This window comes from Achromobacter sp. MYb9, from assembly GCF_002975275.1.
GTDB lineage: Bacteria > Pseudomonadota > Gammaproteobacteria > Burkholderiales > Burkholderiaceae_B > Achromobacter.
Map to the genome: position 1 here is coordinate 144,883 of NZ_PCOQ01000009.1, position 20,604 is coordinate 165,486.

Here is a 20,604-nt window from a genome sequence, read left to right on the forward strand (position 1 = left end):
CGGAATGCTCGGGGGCCGAAGTGCCACCGAGGATTACGGTGTCGGACTGCAATATCGCGGTCTGTACGTGGCTGATCGCTATCGATAAGCCGTATTTGCGGTTTCCCGAGGTGGACCAATCCGTTCACCCGCTGGCCTGTTCCATGCCGCTACGTCCTACGCTCCAGGCTTTGGGAGAGGGACATCACCGGTCGTTCATTCTGCTTGGCGTTCGTGGCCGGCGCGGCGTGGGTGCAATGCCTGCCTGCACTGCCGGGGCGGATGCTGTTGTTGCTGACGGTGGGGTTGGGCGTCCTGGCTTCGGTGTGCTGGTCACGCTCCCGACAGGACGCGGTTCGTATTGCTTCAGCTCTGGTGTTGGGCCTGTGCGCCGGCACGCTTAACGCCAGCCTGCAAGCCGGGTATCGGCTGGACGACGCCCTGGCGGATGCGCACCAGGACCAGGTGTCGCGCTTGATCATGCGGGTGGCTGAACTGCCGGACGGAGACGACCGGCATCAACGTTTCGTTGCCGAGCTGGCGGAACCTTCCCGGCCCGGCATTCCGTCGCGCATCCAGGTGACGTGGCAAGCGCCGCCGGGGGCAAAGCGCGGAACGTTGCAGGACATACCGCAGTTGCTGCCTGGCCAGGTGTGGCGCATGGCGCTGGTGTTGAGACGTCCGCATGGCCTGCTGAATCCGGCGGGGCCCGACGCCGAAGCGCGGATGTTCGCGCGCGGCTTGCGCGCCGTGGGCACCGTTCGCGGCCAGCCCAGGCTGCTGGACGATCAGCCCTGGGCGTCGCCCGGCATCGGGATTGAACGCGCCCGGCATCGGGTGCGCGAGGGATTGCGCAAGGCCTTGGGCGGCCATCGTTATGCGCCCGTGCTGATCGCGTTGGCCATCGGCGATCAGGCGGGTGTGGCGCGCGACGACTGGCGTATCTTCAACCGCAGTGGCATCACGCATCTGGTGTCGATCAGCGGCATGCACGTCACGTCGATTGCCGGGATTGCGGGCGTGCTGGTGGCGGCGCTGTGGCGGCGGGCGCGCTGGCGCGGTGTGGGGTTGGCGGAATATGCGCCGTCGCGGGTGGCGGGCGGGGCGGCGGCGGCGATGGTGGCCTTGCTGTATTGCTTGTTGGCAGGGTGGGGCGTGCCTGCCCGCCGCACGTTTTTCATGTTGTCGGTGGTGTTGGCGGCGGCGATGTCGCGGTTGCCGTTGACGGCGGGCCGGGTGTTGGCCTGCGCGGCGGCGGGGGTGGTGGCGTTGGATCCCTGGGCGCCGTTGTCGCCCGGGTTCTGGCTGTCGTTCGGCGCAGTGGCGATTCTGCTGCGCATCGCGGACGCGCCGTTTGATGCGGAAGCGGGTTGGCGCAGGCGGTGGATGGCCAGGCTGGAGCAGGCCACGCGCTTGCAATTGCTGGTCACCTTGGGGTTGACGCCTTTGCTGGCCTTCCTGGTGTATCAAGTTTCGGTGGGGTCGCCGCTGGCCAACGCGGTGGCGATTCCTTCGGTGACGTTTATCGTGACGCCGCTGGCGTTGCTATGCGCGGCCCTGTCGGTGTTGCCGGGCGCGGGCGGCATCGCTGCCTGGGCGGGGCAATTGGGGTTGGCGGCGTTCGACTACACGATGGTGCCGGTGGCGTGGGTGGGCAATGCAGGATGGGCCAGCTTTGCGGTGGCGGCCGCGCCGTGGCCCTGGCTGCTGTTGGCGCTAGCGGGGATGGCGTGGGCCCTGCAAGTGCGCGGCTGGCCGGCGAGGCACGTGGGGTGGGTGTGCATGTTGCCGCTGCTGTGCTGGCGGCCTGACCGGCCGGACCCCGGCCATTGGCGGATGAGCGCGCTGGATGTGGGGCAGGGCAGCGCCATCCTGGTGGAAACGGCTAGCCAGACATTGCTGTTCGATGCCGGTCCGCGCCATTACGGCGGCAGCGATGCCGGCGAACGCGTGGTGGCGCCGTTCTTAAGGGCGCGGGGTATCAGGGCGTTGGATGTGCTGGTGTTGTCGCATGCCGATCTGGACCACGTGGGGGGCACGCGGGCGGTGCTGGCGGCGGCGCCGGTCCGACGCAGCTACGCGTCGTTCGATGTGGCGGCGTTTGTGCGGCGGGATGCGCGGTTGTGGCCGGATACTGGCGGGGCCGCTCTGGGCGCCGCTTCGCGCGCCGCCGGTGCAGCAAAAGCCGGCGGCGGCCCCGCGGCCGTCTTGCCACCCGCCTTGCCGCAAGAGACGCTGCGGTGCCAGGCTGACGACGCCTGGGACGTTGACGGCGTGACGTTCACCTTCCTGCATCCGGCCGGTGGCGGCAGCGGGGCGGTCGCCGACCGCAATGCCGATAGCTGCGTGCTTCGCGTGGAGGGCGTCAGCCATTCGCTACTGTTGACCGGTGACATCGGGGTGGCGCAGGAGCGCGCGCTGGTGGCGCGCGGCGTGCCGCCGACGGATGTGGTGATGGCGGCGCATCATGGCTCGGCATCGTCGTCCGGACGGGATTGGGTGGCTACGACGCAAGCCAGCCACGCCGTGGCGCAAACCGGTCACCTGAACCGCTTTCGTCATCCGGCGCCGGCGGTCGCGCGACGCTGGTTGCGCGCGGGGGCGGCGTTCTGGCGCAGCGACCGGGACGGAGCGGTGATGGCGGAGTCTGCCGCGCAAGGGTTGGATGTGTGGTCGCAGCGGGAGCGCGGCCGTCGGTATTGGCACGGGCGCTAGGTGCAAAGGGCCGCGCTGCCCCGGCAGGCCGCTAACGCGAGTCAGGGCGTGCGGGCTTTGGTTTAGCCCGGCGCGTGCTTGCGGGTTTGCTTGACGGCAGGCGGGGGCGACGGCGGAGGAGCGATGTCGCTTTTCTCGACGACATAGCGCACGGGCAGCATGACGATTTGCTTGTCCGGCGCCATGTCTGGCGTGAAGGCGGGCAGCCGGCCGGCGCGCCGGATCATGGCCAAGGTCGCCTTGTCCACCGCGACGTTGCCTGAAGACCGGGCCAGCGTCACGCCTTCGACGGCGCCAGTGGGCAGGACGACGATGCGCACCTGGACGTTCAGGTCCGCGTTGGCCTCATGGATCTCGCGGGGGACCACGATGTTGCGTTGCAGCTGCTGGCGGATGGCGGTATGCCATTCGGCCTGCGTATTCAGCGTGTTGGCGAGCAAGGGCAAGGGCAGGCCCAAGACGAGCGCGGCAATGAGGAAGGCGCGGTACCGCCAATGCATGGGGAAATCTCCTGGGCTGGGGCCGTCGGCCTATCTGCCGGACGAATCCCGGCAGCATAACCGACGCCATCCGTGCGTTATGCCGTGCCCGCCGCCAGGTCGTCGAACAGCCGCTCGCCGCCCATCTGGCCGCCCTTGAGCATCAGTTCGACGCCGTCGATGACCGGGTCGTCGCTGCGGGCGACGCTGACGGTGACGCCCGGCGCCAGCACGCTGCGAAATGCCAGGCCCCACAACCCCAGCGCCAGCGTGGCCTGGCTGGAGGTGTCGCCGCCCGCGATGCCGATGCGCGACAGCCGCTTGCCCGCTTGCGCGCTGGCTGCCACGATCGCTGCCGCGAGCCGTGCGGTGCCGCTTGCCGTGGCCGCGGCCTGTTGGGCGGTGACGGCTTGCGCAGGCCGGTCCGTGTGGACCAGCACATTGCGCCCGTCGGCCAGCGACGAGGCCGCCAGGCGGACCTGCTGAGCAGCGTAGTCGGGGTCGTCCAGCAGCCGCTGCACATGCAATGGCTGGCGCGTGTACTGTTGGCAGGCGGCGATTTGCCGCGCCGTGACCGGCGACAGGCTGCCCGCCACGATCAGGACCGGGCCGGCCGCGGGCGGCAAGGCGGTGCAAGGGGCGTTCGCGCGGCCGGGTGCGTGGGCACGGGCCAACGCTTGCTGCACGCTGCTGGGGCCAACCGCCAGTAGCGGCACGCATGCCGCCGCGCGCCAGATCAACCGCCCGATGACGGGCAATTGCTCGTCGTCGGTCACGTCGAAAAGGACGGGGCCGTCGGACGTTTCGATCACGCCATCGATCCAGTCCTCCACGCCGGGGGCGTCGGCGGCCTGTCGCAGGCGGGGATAGGCGATGTGCGGCAGCGAGCGGATATCGGCCACGCCCTGGGCCGCCAGATGCAGGCGCAGATCGGCCTCGTGCATGGGCGTGACGGGATGCTGGCTCATGACCGGATGACGGTCGATGCGATGGATCTCGGGCGCGCTGCCCGCGCGGGCGAACAATTGGGCGAAGCTGCAATAGCGCCCGATTCCCGGCTGCCCGCCCAGGATGGGCACCAGCGGGTTCGGCATGTGGCGGCGCAGTTCGCGGATGGCCACGCCGATGCTGCCGACGTGCGGCGCGCTATCAAAGGTGGAACAGCATTTGTAGTGCAGCACACGCGCGCCGGTGCCCGCCATGAAGCGGCCGACGGCGCGCAGCTCGATTTCCATCTGGTCCGGCGCCATGGCGCGCGCGGCGCCGGCGATGCCCAAGGCGTCCAGCGGACCGGCGCGGCGCAGTTGTTCGGGCGTGGGCACGCCCAGAAACAGCAGGCTGCGCAGGCCGGCGCGGGACACTTCGGCCAGCGTGTCGGTGGCGCCCGTGAAGTCATCGCCATACCAACACACGCGTGGCGCGGACGCGCCGCCTTCGACGCCAGTCATGCGCGGTTTCCGAAGAAGGCCAGGGCGCGTTGCAGTTCGGGTGCGTTTCGCGCGAAGTCTTCCAGCGACTGCCCCTCGCGCACGGCATGCCAGGCCTGGCGGATGCTCTGCACGCCTGCGGCGGGGCCGTCCGGGTGGGCAAGGATGCCGCCGCCTGACATGAACATCAGGTCGTCGGTGCGCACCGCGGACCACGTGGCGGGCACGGTGCCGGCCCATTGGCCGGACGAGAATGCCGGCATGACCGGATCGTCGATGCCTAGCGTCAACGAAGCCAGGCAGTCGCGCGCCGAGTCGACGACTTCCTGGTCGTCCTGCGCGAACTTGCCCTGCAATCCATGCACGTGCATGTGGTCCACGCCCGCCAGCCGCCATAGCGTCTGGTAGGCCTGGAAGCCGATGCCCAAGAGCGGCGCGCGCGACAGGGCGCCATAGCCGTTGCGGTGGCCGTGCAGGGCCAGCGGCGTGCTGCGGCGCAGGGTCTGGATCGCCGAGAAGCCGCACCAGTTCAGGCTGGCCATGACGCAGGTGCCTTCTTCGCGTTCGATCAGGTCGGCGTGGCGGCGCATGGCGTCGGTTTCGTCGCTGATGTTGAAGGCCACCATGACTTGCCGGCCGGTCCGTTCACGATGCGCCCGCACCACCGCCATGACGGCGGCGACGCGCTGCGCCAGCGGGGCGTGCGTGGGGTTGGCGCAGACTTCGTCGTCCTTGATGAAGTCCACGCCCGCCGCGCACAGTTGCGCGACCAGATGCGCGGTCTGTTCGGGCGACAGCCCGACATTGGGCTTGATGATCGTTCCCACCAGCGGCCCGGCGGCCACGCCCGTCAGTTGCCGCGTGCCGGCGATGCCGACCCGTGGCATGTCGAATTGGGCACGGTAGTTGGCAGGAAGCTCCATGCTTTCCAGGCGTAGCCCGGTGACTTCGCCCAGATCGTACAGATTGCCGCCGACCGTGGCCGCCAGCGTGGCCAGGTTGGCGCCGACATTCGCGACGGGAAAAGCGATGCGGACGCGGGCCCGCTGGTACTGCCCCGGCATGCCGCCCGGCTGGCGCGCCAGCCAGGCGTTTGGCAGGCTGGGCGTGGTCACGGTGTCCAGAAGTTCGACGGATTCGATCCGCGCGCGGGCACGGGCGCGCAGCTCGTCGGTTTCGCCCTGGACGCGGGTGAAGGTGCCGCAGGACTGCTCGCCCGCCATCACCTCGGCGACCCGGGCGGGATCCATTGGCGTTTCGATCAGATAGGTGGCGCTAAACGATTGGGAATTCATGGTGGCGGGCGGCAAACAGTGTCGGGGCAGGGGGCGTTCAGAGGCGGCTCAGATCGGGGAACGGACGCACGGGGTCCTTGCCGTCCCAGTCCGTGGCGCTATTGCGGATCAGGTCGAACAGGCGGCCCTTGGGGCCGGCGACTTCGGACAGCTCGATCACGGTGCCCGGGTGGTATTCGGTGTCGAAGTAGATGAAGCGGCCTTTTTCGCCGACCTCACCGCTCATCTTGGGCTTGAAGCCCTGGGCCAGCAGGCGTTCCAGATCGGCGTCGTAGCTTTCCGTCCAGTAGGCCACGTGCTGCAGGCCGGTGCGGCCGGCTTGCAGGAAATCGCGGTACATGGAGGGCACGTCGTTGCGCGTCTGAATCAGTTCAACCTGCACGAAGCCCGAGTTGGCCAATGCCACCGAATTGTGCGGCTCGTGGCTGACGCCGTCGTACTGGTAATTCACGATCGGCACGCGGGGGTTGTAGTACCAGGGGCCCACGCCAAGCGTGGTGCTCCAGTAGTCCATGGCGGCTTCGATGTCGTGGACCACATAACCGAGTTGGCGGATTTCGCCCAGGAAACGACTCATGATGGATCTTTATGAAAAGGTGGCGGAAGAGGCGAAGCGCGTGCGGCAGGCGGCGGACGCCTGCCGCGTCGCGTCATAGGAAACCGATCGAGAACCAGGGGAAGGCAGCGACGACGATCAGCCCCACCAGCAGCGCGGCGATGTAGCCCCAGATCGGGCCGATGCCCTCGTTGGGGTCGACGCGGCTGATGGCGCAGGCGCCGTAGTAACCCACGCCGAAGGGTGGCGCGAACAGGCCGATCCCCATGGCGAAGATCACAACCATCGCGTAATGGACTTCATGCACGCCGGCCTGCACGGCGATCGGGAACAGCAGCGGCCCGAACAGCACGATGGCGGGAATGCCTTCCAACACGCTGCCCAGGATGATGAAGGCGACGATGGACACCGCCAGGAAGCCGTAGCTGCCGCCGGGCATGCCGGCCATCAGGCGGGCCAGATCGCCCGAGAATCCCGACTGCGTCAACGCCCAGGCCATGGCGGTGGCGCAGCCCACGATCAGCATGATGGCGCCCGACAACGAGGCCGTTTCGATCAACATGGGCCGCAAGCGGGCCCAGTCGAAACGCCGGTAGACCAGGATGCCGACGACGGCGGAATACACGATGCCGATGGTCGATACCTCGGTGGCCGTGGCCACGCCTTCGACCACCGCTGCGCGGATCACGAAGGGCAGGGCGACGGCGGGCAGGGCGATCACGAAGAAGCGGCCGATTTCCTTCGCGCTGAAGCGTTGCACCAGGCTCAGGTCTTCCCTGCGGTAACGCCACCACACCACCGAACACAGTGCCAGGCCCAGCACCACCGCGGGCAGCAGGCCGCCCGTGAACAGCGCGGCGATGGATACGCCGGTGACCGATCCGATCGTGATCAGCACGATGGACGGCGGAATGGTTTCGGTCTGGGCGCCGGTGGCCGACAGCAGCGCCACCAGATCGCCCGGCTTGGCGCCGCGCTTCTGCATTTCAGGGAACAGCACGGGAGCGATGGCCGCCATGTCGGCGATCTTCGACCCCGAGATGCCCGACACCAGGTACATGGCGCCGATCAGCACATAAGACAGCCCGCCGCGCACATGGCCCAGCAGGCTCGCCAGGAACTGGATCATGGCGCGCGCCATGCCGGTCATCTCGATCAACGATCCCAGGAAGATGAACAGCGGCACCGCCAGCAGCATCAGGTGCGACATGCCTTCGTCCAGCCGGCCGACCATCACTTCCATCGGCGTGTTGGTGGTCAGCGCCAGATAGGAAAATGTCGCCAGGGCGAACGAAAACGCGATCGGCACGCCCGAAAACACGGTGGCGGCCACGATGCCAACGAAGAAAATCACCAGGTTGAGCTTGCCCAGCCCCTTGAACAGCGGCTGTGCCAGCCAGAACACGGCGACCACCACGGCCACGGCGGCCAGCGCCATCAGCACTTGCGGCAAGGGCTGCGTGCGCAGCAGCCGCAGCACCGCCACGACGGCCATCAGCCCCATGCCCACCGGAATGGCAGAGGCCCGCCATGCGTTGCTGAGTTCCAGCGCGGGGGTGATGATGAAATGCTCTTCGTGCGCGTATTCAATCGCGGGCGCCAGGATCAGGATCAGGAAGGCCAGCGACGCGGCCAGCGCCACGGTTTCCAGCTGCGCGCGCCGCGTGGGGCTGACATTGTTGACCAGGGCCGTCATCCGCATGTGCTCGCCGCGGCGCAGGGCCACGACGGCGCCCAGCATGGACAGCCACAGGAACAGGATGGAGGCGAGTTCGTCGGACCAGACCAATGGGCTGTGGAACACGTAGCGCGCGACGACGCCGGCGAACAGCACAACGATCTCGATCAGCACGATGGCGGCGGCCGCGTGCTCGACCACGCAGCCCAGCGCGCCGTCAAGCGCGCTGGCGGCCCGGCGCAGGGGATTGGCCGGCAGCACCGGGGCCGCGGCGTGGGGGGCGGACAAGGAAGACATGGCGCGACCTCAGGCCAGCTTGCCGACGCTTTGTTCCAGCAGCGACCAGGCTTCGTTGCCGAAACGGCCTTGCCATTCCTTGTAGAAGCCCGCGGTGCGCAGCTGTTCGCGGAAACTGTCGGCGGCCGGCTGATTGAACAGCAGCCCCTTGGCTTCCAGATCGGATTGCACCGAGGCGTTCAGTTTCTTGATGTCTTCGCGCTGCGCCAGGCCGGCTTCGTTGATGCCGCGGGCAACGACGGTCTTCAGGTCTTCCGGCAAGCCTTCCCACATGCGGCCGTTGGCGATGAACCAGTAGCCGTCCCAGATGTGGTTGGTCAGCGAGCAGTACTTCTGCACTTCATACAGCTTGGCGACCTGGATGATGGGCAGCGGGTTTTCCTGCGCGTCCACCACCTTGGTCTGCAACGACGAATACACCTCGCTGAACTGCAGGCTGGCGGGTGCTGCGCCCAGGCCCTTGAACATGGAGATCGGCAGCGAACTGACCGGCACGCGGATCTTCAAGCCGTTCATGTCGGACGCGGATGCCACGGGCGCCTTGCTGCTGGTGGTCTGGCGGAAGCCGTTGTCCCACATTTTTTCAAACGCGTAGAGCTTGCGCTGCGCGATGGCGGCGCGTACGTGCGCACCCAGCGCGCCGTCCATGGCGCCCCAGACCTGGTTGTAGTCCTTGAACGCGAAGCCCACGGCGTTGATGGCGGCTACCGGCACCAGGGTGGCGATCACAAGCGCGGACGGCGTGAAGAAATCGATGCCGCCCGAGCGCACTTGCGCCAGCATGTCGGTGTCGCCGCCCAGCTGGTTGTTCGGGAAGATCTTGATGTCGACGCGGCCGTTGCTTTCCTTCAGGATGCGTTCGGCGGCTTCCTGGGCGCGGATGTTCAGCGGGTGGGTAACGGGCAGGTTGTTGCCATACTTGAGCGTGTAGTCGGCTGCGCGGGCAATCAGCGGGAATCCGCCGGCCAGGGCGGCCATGGCGGGAACGGCGCAAAGGCGACGCAGGGCACTGCGGCGTGTCAGCAGCTTCATGGTTGTCTCCATAATCGTAGTTATGATGTTTTTTGATGTGCCACAAAAACGCCAAACCCATGCGGCAGTGTGGACAATAGTGAATAGGCAGTATCATCGTCAAACCTTATTCATGATGGTTTTTGATGTGAATAGAGCCCTGCCCGAACGTAAGCTTGCCCGCCTGGCCGATGTGGCCGCGCGCGCCGGCGTCTCCACCGCCACGGCCGACCGCGTGTTGAACCGCCGGCCCGGGGTGCGCGCCAACACCGCGCAAAAGGTCTTCAAGGCCGCCATCGAACTGGACTATCTGCCGGAACAGGAACTGGCCGCCGCAGCCCCGGCCGAGCCCATGCGGCTGGTGTTCCTGCTGCCGCGTGGCAGCAACCGCTACCTGCGCATGCTGGGCGACACGGTCAGCTACGCGCACGAGCACTTCGCGCCCTTGAACGCCAAGTGCCAGATCGAATATGTGGAAAGCTTCAACCCCGATGCGCTGGCGCAAGCGCTGGCCAAGCACGGCAAGCGCGCGGACGGCATCGCGTTCATGGCGCTTGAGCATCCCGTGGTGCGCGAAGCCGTCAATATGCTGGCGGAACAGGGCGTGCCCACGGTGACGCTGATTTCCGATCTGGCCAACAGTGCGCGCACGGCCTATGTGGGGCTGGACAACCGCGCGGCGGGACGCACCGCCGGCTACCTGATCGCGCGCTTCATCGGTTCGCGTGCCGCGCATGTGGCCCTGATCGCCGGTTCGCGCCATTACCGCGCTCACGAAGAGCGCGAAAGCGGGTTCCTGCAGTTGTATGCCGAACAGTTCCAGGCCATGCAGGTGGTGGACTTGCGCGAAGGCTACGACGACGCGCAGCGCAACTACGAGCAGACGCGCCAGTTGCTGGAGCAATATCCCAATCTGGCCGGCATCTATAACATCGGCGGAGCGTCCGACGGCGTGGCGCGCGCGCTGAAAGAAGCGGGCCAGCAGCACCGCGTCGTGTTCATCGGCCACGGGCTGACGCCCGACACCCGGTCCTTGCTGATCGACGGCACGATGGACGCCGTCATCACGCAAAGCCCGATGGAAGCGCTGATGAGCTGCGTGCGCATCTTCTGCAATCTGCGCGATAAGCGCAGCGCGATGAACGGGGTGGAATTGGCGCGCAGCCAGGTGATTTTCCGCGAGAACCTGCCGTAGTTCGCCATGCCTTGCCGTGAATGGGCGGCAGTCGCCTGTCGTCTCGTGGCCCGTGGCGCATCCCCTTGATGCATCGCTTGCATTTTAGCTGCCTAGGCAGTTAAACTTCGGAAATCGACCCCAAATGTTGCGGCAAGGCGACTATGTCCCGCGTCAAACCTTCCATGCTGGACCGCTTTCATACCGGTGAACTCGGCTTCATGGTGACGTCCGTGCGCAACAGCATCTATGACGCCCTGGAACGCGAGTTGGCGCCGTTCGAACTCACGACCCCCCAGTACGTGGTGCTGAATTGCCTGGCAAAGGGCTGGGGCCGCACCCTTAGCGACTTTTGCCGCGTGTTGGCGTATGACTCGGGCGCCATGACGCGTCTTCTGGACCGCATCGCGGCCAAGGGGTTCATCCGCCGGGTGGAAAACGAAGCCGACCGGCGCAGCTATCTGATCGAGCTGACCGAACAGGGCCAGGCCGCGCTGCCTCAGGTGCTTGACGCCATCGACGTCGCCATGCGGCGTTTGCTGACCGGCTTTTCGGAAGAGGATGCCGAGACGCTGCACAAGCTGTTGTCGCGGCTGCTGGTGAACGCCGCGGCGGACTGACGTTATTCAGTCCGCTTTTTTTTATCCATTTACCTGCCTAGGCATATACAGCCTGGGCCTATATTAACCGCTACGTTGTCCGCCGCCATGAGTCCCGCCCCAGCGCCAAGCCACTCCCCCGTCCCGCCCGCGTTGCTGATGACGATCGGCGCGCTGACGTTCATCGATTTCCTGCAGAACGGCATGGTCACGTTCGCGGCGGCTCCCATCATGGGCGAGATCGGCGCAAGCCCCGAGGAATACACCACCGTCGCCGTCATCTACGCCTGCGTGGCCGTGGTGCTGATCGCGCTGCAAGGCTGGCTGGTGCATCACCTGGGATTGCGCCGCTATCTGCTGGCGTCGCTGGGCGCGGCGGCGGCGGGCGCGGTGGTGTGCGCGCTGTCGCTGGGCGAGACCGGGTTTCTGCTTGGCCGCGTCCTGATGGCCACCGGTTGCGCGGCGATGCTGACGTCGTCGCGCTTGAGCGTGAATCTGATTGCGCCGGGCCCGATGCGGTTCCAGGGCATCAAGGCCTTGGCGACGGGGCTGTGCACGGGAACGGCGCTGGCGCCGTGGGTGGCGTCGGTGGCGGTCGACCACGATGGCTGGCCGCTGATGTTCTGGCTGGTCGCCGCGCTGTCGGTGCTGGCGATGATTCCGGTCGCCCTGTCGATGCCTGGGAAGGAAGGACACGCGACGGTGGCCGGGCAGGCCCGCATGGCGCCGATCGCCGCGCTGGGATTGGGCAGCTTCCTGCTGCTGCACGCGCTGCAGCGGTCCTATTACGATTTCTTCAGCGACCGTCATCTGCTGGTGCTGTCCGCGCTGGCCGGCATGGTCGCGCTGGGATACTTCGTCTGGGCGGAGACGCGCAACGGCGCGCCGCTGCTGAAATTGGGCGGCATGAAAGAGGCGCGGTTCGTAAGCGGGCTGGCGCTCTTCATGTTCTGCTATCTGATGCTGGGCGCCAATGGCTATCTGGTGCCGTTGATGCTGCAACGCGCGCTGGGCCACTCCTGGGCCAATACGGGCGTGTTCTTCGCCATGGGCCTGGGGGCGGGCGTGCTGACGTTCGCCGTGATGTCGCAGCTGCTTGCCCGCTGGCCCTCGCCGCGCAAGTTCTTCGTGACGGGGTTCGTGGCGCTGGCGGCGTTCGGCGTCCTGATGTCGCGCCTTTCGCCCACGGCCGATGCCTGGAGCGACGTGTTGCCCGCGCTGGCCTGCTATGGCGTATTCATCATGATCATCATGCCCACCACGGCCATGAACACCTTCGCCGGCTTGGCCCACGATCCGGCGCTGTTCGCGCACGCCCAGCAGGTAAAGAACATGTTGGCGCAAGTCGGACAGGCGCTGGGCATCATGGTGGCCACCGTGGGTCAGCAGTGGTTGACGTCTGAACACTACAACGTGCTGCAAGCCAGCATCGCCACGGGCAACGCCAACTTCGAAGCGGCCAAGGCGCAGCTAAGCAGTGTGTACGCTGCGGTGGCGGATCCGGTGCGGGCGCAGCAGATGGCGGTGGCGCAGATCTCGCAAATGCTGGATCAGCAATCCGTGTTGCTGGCGAATCTGGACCATTTCCGCGTGCTGGCCGTCTTGGCCGCGGCCGGCGCCCTGGTCAGCTTGAGGCAACGGGTGTTCCGGTAGCGCGACGGGTTAATTTCCGCCCAGCTGAACGATCACCTGGCGCGCGACATCCGACAGCGACAGCCCGCCATCCATGGCGGCGCGTTGCAGGCGTTCGTGCGCGGCCTGTTCAGTCAGACCGTATTGGCTGATCAGCAGCAGCTTGGCGCGGTCGATGCGCTTTTTCTCGTCCAGCGCGCCGCGCACGGTGTTCAAGGCGTCGTCGGTCCGCTGCATGCGCAGGGTCTGTTCGCGCATCATGTCGAGGATCGACCGTTCCAATTCACTGCCCACGCCATCCGCGGGCGGCGTATCCACGATGCGGCTTTGCACGCTGTACAGCATGCTGGGCGCGCGGCCGCTGGCATGGTCGGCATAGCGGCTTAAAAGCAGGCGGCGGTCGTCCAGCTCTTGGCGGGTCTCGGCGATGCGGCGGGCGCATTGCTGCGCCAGCGCCTGGGCCAGCAGGCTTTCGACTTCGCGCATGGCGTCGATGCGCGCGGTGTACAGGTCGAACCACAGTTCGGCCAGGGCGCCGTCGACGCGTTGCGCGCTGGAAGTGTGCTGCGCCATGTCGCGCATGCGTTGCACCGGCTGACCCTGTTGCTGGATCCGTTCCCAGCATTGCAGCGCTGCGCCTTCCGCATATTGGGAATAAGTGTCGAAGCTGCGCCGCTGGTTGGCCGCAAGGCCCAGCATGCGGGCCTTTTGCACGTCGGTGAAGAAGCCGGCCGTGTACCCCATCACGCCACAGGCGCGTTCCTGGCCGCTCAGTTCCTTGCCCTGCATGAAATTCAGCAGCGCCACCAGGATGCGGGTGACGCCGGGATCCAGCGCGGAATCGGCCGCTTCGAAGACCACCGCCAGCAGGCTGCCGATCACCTGCGTGAAGCGCGAATCGGTCTCGTCGGCGGATACGGATTGGTCGCGGACCTGTCGGCGCAGCGCGGGCAGCTCGTCCAGGCGGAACAGCGCAAAAGCGATGCAATTGAGCAGGCGCGCGCGGCTTGCGCCGTGGCTGGAATCGGTGGCGTGGGTGTCCAGGAATTGACGCGCTTGCGCTTCGACGCCGACGGCGTCCTGGCTCAGCCCGGCCAGGGCCGGTTGCAGGCGGTCTTGCGGGCTGCACAGCGTCAGGTTGGAGTAGCCCCGTTCTTTTTGCAGCGCGTGCACCAGCGCGCTGACGCGCACCACCAATTCGCAGGTGCCCGACAAGGCCTCCAGGCCCTGGAGTTCGCTGCGACGGGCGGCGAGTAGGAAGCGCAATGGCGGCGGCAGGCGGCGTTCGGCCATCGGAGTCCTGGATTCAGGCGTGCCGGCGCAGGGCCGGCTCGGCAAGCGCCGGCAAGCGCGCGTCGCTGGCGCCGAACATCTGGCAGGCGGCGACCTGGCCGATGACCAGCACGGCCGGGCTGCGCAAGCGGAAGGCGTCGGCATCGCGCGTCATGGCGGCAAGCGTGGAACGGCATTCGCGCTGGTCGGTCAGGGATGCGCGCTCGATCATCGCGACGGGGGTGTCGGCGGCCATGCCGGCCGCCAGTAATTGGCTGCTCATGTCGTGCAGTTTCGCCACTCCCATATAGACCACCAGCGTCGTGCCGCTGCGCGCAAGCCCCGTCCAGTCGGGCACCGTGCCGTCCTGGGAATGGGCGGTGATCAGTGTAACGCCCTGGGCCATGCCGCGTTGCGTCAAGGGAATGCCGCAGGCGGTGGCGGCCGCCAGCCCCGCGGTGATGCCGTTCACGACTTCACAGGCCACGCCGTGGTCGCTGAGCCATTGGGCCTCTTCGCCCGCGCGGCCGAAGATGCACGGGTCTCCGCCTTTCAGGCGTGCCACCCGCAGGCCTTGGCGGGCGTATCGCAACATCAGCCGCTGGATGAATGCCTGTGGCGTGGAACGGCAACCGCCGCGCTTGCCGACACGCACAAGACGGGCCTGCGCGCAATAGTCCAGCACTTGCGGATTGACCAGGTCGTCGATCAGGACGACATCAGCCTGGTTTAGCGCCTTGACGGCTTTGAGCGTCAGCAGCTCCGGGTCGCCGGGGCCGGCGCCGATCAGCCACACGGTGGGATTCATAACGGCACGCTCCAGGTTTCAAAGAGTGATGGAAAGGATAAGGATGACGACGAACTGGACCAGGCACAGGCCTTTCCAGAACGCGACGGGATTGCGTTCCAGCAGCGGCAGGCGTTCGCCGCGGCGCGCTGCATCGGGCGGATGGCGCAGCGCATGGGTGAACTCGGACAGCTCGGCCGTGCGCGCGGCGGGGTCCGGGTGCAGCGCAGGGCTAAGCACGCCGTCGATCCAGGCGGGCAGCTCGCGCTCGGCATCCAGCACCGATACATAATTCAGCCGCAGTTGCGCGGCGCGGCTGCGGGCCCGCGCGACCTCGGCGCCATAGGGCAGGCGGCCCGACAGCATCTGGTAGAGCACTGCCGCCAACGAATACAGGTCCGAGCGCACGGTGCCGGCTTCGCCCAGGAAAGTCTCGGGCGCGGCGTATTGCGCCGTGCCCAGCATGGGGGGCGCGTCGTCTTCCTGCGCCGCGCGGTCCAGCAGACCGGCCGTTTGGGCGGAACCCAGGTCGATGATCTTCGCCCGGCCGTCTTCCGTGATCAGGATGTTGTCCGGGCGCAGGTCCTGGTGCACGATTTCCAGCCGGTGGAAGGCCTGCAGGCCGCGCGCGACCTGTTCGATGATCGCGACCGCCTCCTCCAGCGTGGGCCGGGGATGCTCGGCCATCCAGCGTGTCAGGGTACGTCCCGGGATGTGCTCGCTGACGGTGTACAGGTAATGGCGGGGGCGCGGCATCGGCCAGGCGCGCACGACGTGGCGGCTGTCGATGCGGCGGGCAATCCATTCCTCGGTCAACAGCCGTTCCAGGTAGGCGGGGTCGTGCCGCATGTCCAGCGACGGGATCTTCAGCACGACGGGTTCGCCGCTGGCGATGTCGCGGGCCAGATACACGTGGCTGCGGTGGCTGGCGCGCAATTCCTCCTGGACGTGGAACCCTTCGAACGTCATGCCGGCGGTCAACAGGGGCGGGCAGGGCAGGTGGCGGCTGTAGCGGGCGATCTCGTCGGCGCGGCGCGGCGGCAGCGCGTCGATCCGGACGATCTGCACGGTCAGGTTGTCGTCGCTGCCGCGTTCATACGCCAACTGGACCAGGCTGCGCGCCGCCTGGTCCAGCGTGTCTGGATGCGCGTCCAGGGCCCGCGCCACGTCGGCCGCGCCCAGGTGTTCATACGCGCCGTCGGTGGCCAGCAGGAACACGTCGCCCTGTTCGACCGGCTGCGTGTGGTAGTCCACCTCCAGGTGCGGCGCCAGGCCCAGGGCGCGCCCCAGATAGCTCTTGTCCTGCGATATCCAGACGCGATGGTCGTCGGTCAGTTGCTCCATCTTGCCGCCGCGCAGCCGATAGATGCGCGCGTCGCCGATGTGCAGGATGTGGGCGGTCGTGGCTTTCAGCACCATCACGGTCATGGTGCAGACATAGCCCCGGTCGGCGTCGCGGGGCTGGTCGGGATGCTGCCGCTGGCGCGTCTGCGCGTGCAGCCAGCCGTTGGCGGCGCTTAACACCTTGTGCGCGGATTTCTTCACCGACCACGTTTCGGGCGTGCAGTAATAGTCCTCCAGGAAACTGGCCACCGCGGTTTCGCTGGCAATGTGGCTGACGTTGCTGCTGCTGATGCCGTCGGCCAGCGCAATGGCGATGCCCTTGGCGCCCAGCAGCGGTTCGGCGGGCACGCACAGGCCGTGGAAGTCCTGGTTGACCGGCTTGCGGCCCGGCTCGGTGTGCTGGCCCACCGCGACCTGCAAGGAGGAGGCGGGCTGACGTTCCGTCAAGGTCGGCATCCGCTTGCGGGATCAGTTGAAGCGGCGCTTGGGCGCGGTCTTCATGTGGGTGGTGTAGAGCGTCAGGCCGGTCAGCGAGATGCCGCCGATCAGGTTGCCCAGCACGACCGGGATTTCGTTCCAGATCATGTAATCCATGATCGAGAAGTTGCCGCCCATGATCAGCGCCGACGGGAACAGGAACATGTTGACGATGGAATGCTCGAACCCCATCGCAAAGAACAGCATCACGGGCATCCACATGGCGATGACCTTGCCGCTGACCGATGTCGAGATCATGGCGCCCACGACGCCCAGCGACACCATCCAGTTGCACAGCACGCCGCGGATGAAGATCGTCAGCATGCCGCCGGCGCCGTACTCCTTGTAGCCCAGCGTGCGGTTCTCGCCGATGTGCGAGATCACTTGCCCGACCTTGTTGGGCGGCACGGAAAAGCCGTAGGTGAAGACGATGGCCATCAGCAGGGCGACCGTCAGCGCGCCAAGGAAGTTGCCGATGAAGACCAGGCCCCAGTGCTTCAGGATGGCCTTGACGGTGACGCCGGGCCGCTTGTCGAAGAGCGCCAGCGGCGTCAGCACGAAGACGCCCGTCAGCAGGTCGAAGCCCATCAGGTACAGGATGCAGAAGCCGACCGGAAACAGCGCGGCACCCAGAATGGGAGAGTCGGTCTGCACGGTGACGGTAACGGCGAACACCGCGGCGATCGCCAGGATGGCGCCGGCCATGAAAGCGCGAATGAGGACGTCGCGGGTCGCCATGTAGATTTTCGACTCGCCGGCGTCGACCATTTTGGTGACGAATTCGGAAGGTACCAGGTAGGACATGTTGTTTCCTATTGCGTTGCTATCGTGAAGTCAGTGTCGGGGCCCGGTGGTCAGGCGATTTCCACGGCGTCGCCGTTCAAGCGCGCCAGCCAGGTGCGCAGCCGCTGTTCCGGGTATTGCACGCAACTTCCGTCGGCCAGCCGGAAGTGCTGCTTGTAAAGGGGAGAGGCCACGACCAACTCACCGCCCAGATGGCCGATCAGGCCGCGGCCGATGACGTTCGCGCCCGATTTCGGGTCGCGGTGTTCAATGGCGTAAAGATCCGGACCGTCCGCGCCGGGCAGGTAGAACAGGGCGATCTGTTCGCCGTCCACAAGCACGACGACACCAGACTGGGCCACCAGGTCCTGCCGCGTGCAGACGGGCCGCCACGTGGGGGTAGGGTGGGGGGCGTTCATCAGGCGATCTCCTCTGCGATGGGAATGACACGGGACGGCACGCGCGCGGGGGCGGGCCGGGGCTGGCCGCGTTCCTGCACGAATTGAATGTCGGGGTCGCCGCCGCGCTCGTTCACGAAGGTGCGGAAGCGCTTGAGCTTTTCCGGGTCGTTCAAGGCGTTTGCCCACTCGCATTCGTAGCGGTCGACCACCAGCTGCATCTGCGCATCCAGTTCCGCGCACAGGCCCAGGCTGTCGTTCAGCACCACGTCCTTCAGATAGTCCAGGCCGCCTTCCAGCGATTCACGCCAGACCGAGGTGCGCTGCAGCTTGTCGGCGGTGCGGATGTAGAACATCAGCACACGGTCGATGGTGCGGATCAGCGCGGCGTCGTCCAGGTCGGTGGCGAACAGTTCGGCGTGGCGTGGCCGCATGCCGCCGTTGCCGCACACATACAGGTTCCAGCCGTTCTCGGTGGCGATGACGCCGATGTCCTTGCTTTGCGCCTCGGCGCATTCCCGCGTGCATCCCGACACCGCGAACTTCAGCTTGTGCGGCGAACGCAGGCCTTTGTAGCGGTGCTCGATGTCCAGCGCCATCTGCACGCTGTCCTGCACGCCATAGCGGCACCAGGTGCTGCCCACGCAGGACTTCACGGTGCGGGTGGACTTGCCGTAGGCGTGCCCGGTTTCGAAGCCGGCGGCGATCAGTTCGGCCCAGATGTCGGGAAGTTCGTGCAACTGTGCACCGAACAGGTCGATGCGCTGCCCGCCCGTGATCTTGGTGTAAAGGTTGTACTTCTTGGCCACCGCGCCGATGGCCATCAGGCCATCCGGCGTGATCTCGCCGGCGGGAATGCGCGGCACCACGGAATAGGTGCCGTTCTTTTGCATGTTGGCCATGAAGGTGTCGTTGGTATCTTGCAGCGGCACCAGGTGCGGGTCCTGGATCGGCCGGTTCCAGCACGACGCCAGGATGGAGCCCACGGCGGGCTTGCAGATATCGCAGCCCACATGGCCCTTGCCATGGCTGGCCAGCAAGGCGTCGAAGGTTTCGATGCCGCCGACGCGCACGATCGCGTACAGCTCCTGGCGGGTATAGGCGAAGTGTTCACACAGGCTCTTGTCCACGGCGACGCCGCGGCTCGCCAGTTCATGTTCCACCACTTGCTTGAGCAGGCTGGCGCAGCCGCCGCAGCCGGAGGCCGCTTTGGTGCAGCTTTTGACGCCGGCCAGATCGGTGCATCCGCCGTCGATGGCCGCGCTGACCGCGCCTTTGCTGACGTTGTGACAGGAGCAGATGGTGGCGGTGGCCGGCAGCGCATCCACGCCCAGTGCCGGCGCGGCCTTGCCCAGCGGCAGGATCAGGCTGGCGGGATCGGCCGGCGGCGCGATGCCGTTCTGCACGTACTGCAGCAGGGTGTCGTAATAGCGGTTGTCGCCCACCAGCACCGCGCCCAGCACGCGCTTGCCGTCGGCGGACACGACCAGCCTGCGGTAGCTGGACCCGGCCTCGTCGATATAGCGGTAGCTGCGCGCGCCAGGGGTGGTGCCATGGGCGTCGCCGATGGAACCCACGTCCACCCCCAGCAGCTTCAGCTTGGTGGACATGTCGGCGCCGGTGAACGGTTGTTCCTCCGCACCGCACAGCTCGGCCGCGACGATGCGCGCCATTTGGTAACCCGGCGCCACCAGGCCGAACACGGTGCCGTTCCAGGCCGCGCATTCGCCGATGGCGTAGATTTGGTCGTCGCTGCTGCGGCAGCGGTCATCGATCACCACGCCGCCGCGTTCCGCCAGCGCCAGGCCGGCTTTGCGCGCCAGCGTCACGTGCGGGCGGATGCCGGCCGAGAACACGATCAGGTCGGTCTCCAGCGGCTCGCCTTCGGCGAAGCGCATGCGGTAGCGGTAGTGCGTGCCCGGCTTGATGTCCTGCGTGGCGCGCGACAGATGCACGCCCACGCCCAGCGCTTCGATGCGGGCGCGCAGCGCGGCGCCGCCGGCGTCGTCCAGTTGCACCGGCATCAGGCGCGGCGCGAATTCCACCACATGGGCTTCCAGATTCAACGACTTCAACGCATTGGCGGCTTCCAACCCCAGCAGCCCGCCGCCCACCACCACGCCGCGCCGCGCGCCGGTGGCCGCGGCCCGGATCAGGTCCAGGTCGTCGATCGTGCGATACACCAACCGTGACGCGCCTTCGGCGCCCGCGATCGGCGGAACGAAAGGGTACGAGCCGGTGGCCAGAACCAGCTTGTCATACCGCACGCGGCCGTTGGCCGTCACGATTTCGTGGGCCAGGCGATCGATCTCCAGCACCGGCTCGCCCAGATGCAACGCCAAGCCTTCCTGCGCATAGAACGCCGCATCGCTCATCGCCATCGATTCGGCGTCGCGTCCATTCAAGTAGTCGGACAGATGCACGCGGTCGTAGGCGCGGCGGGACTCTTCGCCGTAGACGTGGATGCGATAGCGGGCAAGCGCGCCGCGGGCGATCAGCTGTTCGACGCAATGGTGTCCCACCATGCCGTTGCCGATCACGACCAGCGTCTGCAAGGAATCGGGAGTGGCCGTTGCTTTCATGGAGTTCCCCAGGCTTGGATAAGTGAATCAAAAAGGCAAAAGGCGCCCTGGACCTTTCGGTCTGGGCGCCTTTGCCGGGACTGCTCAAGTTGTGGTGCTTGCCTTGCGGCCTGCATGAA

The 20,604-nt window shown here is 66.9% G+C and carries 16 protein-coding genes; 4 read left to right on the forward strand and 12 right to left on the reverse strand.

What is annotated here, in order from left to right; all coding sequences use genetic code 11:
- The first annotated feature begins 204 nt into the window (after positions 1-204).
- Positions 205-2,694, forward strand: coding sequence for a DNA internalization-related competence protein ComEC/Rec2 (locus tag CQ050_RS15540; RefSeq protein ID WP_105557723.1), 2,490 nt, complete (start codon positions 205-207; stop codon positions 2,692-2,694).
- 62 nt (positions 2,695-2,756) lie between these two features.
- On the opposite strand, the gene CQ050_RS15545 is transcribed toward CQ050_RS15540, so the two are convergent.
- The 6 genes from CQ050_RS15545 to CQ050_RS15570 form a co-directional block, all read right to left on the reverse strand.
- On the reverse strand, positions 2,757-3,194 hold the full coding sequence (locus tag CQ050_RS15545; RefSeq protein ID WP_105557724.1) for a TonB family protein: 438 nt from the start codon (positions 3,192-3,194) through the stop codon (positions 2,757-2,759).
- Between the two features lie 77 nt (positions 3,195-3,271).
- Positions 3,272-4,621 (reverse strand): four-carbon acid sugar kinase family protein, encoded by a 1,350-nt coding sequence (locus CQ050_RS15550; protein ID WP_105557725.1) that lies wholly within the window; start codon positions 4,619-4,621, stop codon positions 3,272-3,274.
- Positions 4,618-5,895 carry a ribulose-bisphosphate carboxylase large subunit family protein gene (locus CQ050_RS15555; protein ID WP_105557797.1) on the reverse strand — a complete coding sequence of 426 codons (1,278 nt, stop codon included), beginning with the start codon at positions 5,893-5,895 and terminating at the stop codon, positions 4,618-4,620. Before CQ050_RS15555 ends, CQ050_RS15550 begins: the two co-directional genes overlap by 4 nt.
- 37 nt (positions 5,896-5,932) lie before the next feature.
- Positions 5,933-6,472, reverse strand: coding sequence for a VOC family protein (locus CQ050_RS15560; RefSeq protein ID WP_088591170.1), 540 nt, complete (start codon positions 6,470-6,472; stop codon positions 5,933-5,935).
- A 73-nt stretch (positions 6,473-6,545) separates the two neighbouring features.
- Positions 6,546-8,426 (reverse strand): TRAP transporter large permease subunit, encoded by a 1,881-nt coding sequence (locus CQ050_RS15565; RefSeq protein ID WP_105557726.1) that lies wholly within the window; start codon positions 8,424-8,426, stop codon positions 6,546-6,548.
- A 9-nt stretch (positions 8,427-8,435) separates the two neighbouring features.
- The gene (locus CQ050_RS15570) at positions 8,436-9,458 is read right to left on the reverse strand and encodes a TRAP transporter substrate-binding protein (protein WP_105557727.1); all 1,023 of its coding nucleotides are present in this window, start codon (positions 9,456-9,458) and stop codon (positions 8,436-8,438) included.
- 112 nt (positions 9,459-9,570) lie between these two features.
- Between CQ050_RS15570 and CQ050_RS15575 the strand changes: the two genes are divergently transcribed.
- From CQ050_RS15575 to CQ050_RS15585, 3 genes are all read left to right on the forward strand, one after another.
- Complete coding sequence (locus CQ050_RS15575; RefSeq protein ID WP_105557728.1) at positions 9,571-10,632, forward strand: LacI family DNA-binding transcriptional regulator; 1,062 nt, start codon at positions 9,571-9,573, stop codon at positions 10,630-10,632.
- Positions 10,633-10,775: 143 nt separating this feature from the next.
- A complete protein-coding gene (locus tag CQ050_RS15580) occupies positions 10,776-11,231 on the forward strand; it encodes a MarR family winged helix-turn-helix transcriptional regulator (protein WP_105557729.1) in 456 nt (151 codons plus the stop codon).
- A gap of 87 nt (positions 11,232-11,318) precedes the next feature.
- Positions 11,319-12,863, forward strand: coding sequence for an MFS transporter (locus tag CQ050_RS15585; RefSeq protein ID WP_105557798.1), 1,545 nt, complete (start codon positions 11,319-11,321; stop codon positions 12,861-12,863).
- 9 nt (positions 12,864-12,872) lie between these two features.
- Here the strand turns inward: CQ050_RS15585 and CQ050_RS15590 are convergent, their stop codons facing one another.
- From CQ050_RS15590 to nirB, 6 genes are read right to left on the reverse strand one after another with little or no spacing between them, the layout of a single operon-like run.
- Entirely contained in the window at positions 12,873-14,135 is a 1,263-nt protein-coding gene (locus CQ050_RS15590; RefSeq protein ID WP_105557730.1) for a nitrate- and nitrite sensing domain-containing protein, read from the reverse strand.
- Positions 14,136-14,148: 13 nt separating this feature from the next.
- A complete protein-coding gene (gene cobA, locus CQ050_RS15595; RefSeq protein WP_105557731.1) occupies positions 14,149-14,922 on the reverse strand; it encodes a uroporphyrinogen-III C-methyltransferase in 774 nt (257 codons plus the stop codon).
- Between the two features lie 18 nt (positions 14,923-14,940).
- On the reverse strand, positions 14,941-16,701 hold the full coding sequence (locus CQ050_RS15600) for a bifunctional protein-serine/threonine kinase/phosphatase (protein WP_105557732.1): 1,761 nt from the start codon (positions 16,699-16,701) through the stop codon (positions 14,941-14,943).
- Between the two features lie 12 nt (positions 16,702-16,713).
- Complete coding sequence (locus CQ050_RS15605; protein ID WP_105557733.1) at positions 16,714-17,526, reverse strand: formate/nitrite transporter family protein; 813 nt, start codon at positions 17,524-17,526, stop codon at positions 16,714-16,716.
- Positions 17,527-17,576: 50 nt separating this feature from the next.
- Positions 17,577-17,924, reverse strand: a complete 348-nt coding sequence (gene nirD / locus CQ050_RS15610; RefSeq protein ID WP_105557734.1) for a nitrite reductase small subunit NirD — start codon at positions 17,922-17,924, stop codon at positions 17,577-17,579.
- Positions 17,924-20,485, reverse strand: a complete 2,562-nt coding sequence (gene nirB / locus CQ050_RS15615; RefSeq protein WP_105557735.1) for a nitrite reductase large subunit NirB — start codon at positions 20,483-20,485, stop codon at positions 17,924-17,926. Before nirB ends, nirD begins: the two co-directional genes overlap by 1 nt.
- Between the last annotated feature and the right edge of the window lie 119 nt (positions 20,486-20,604).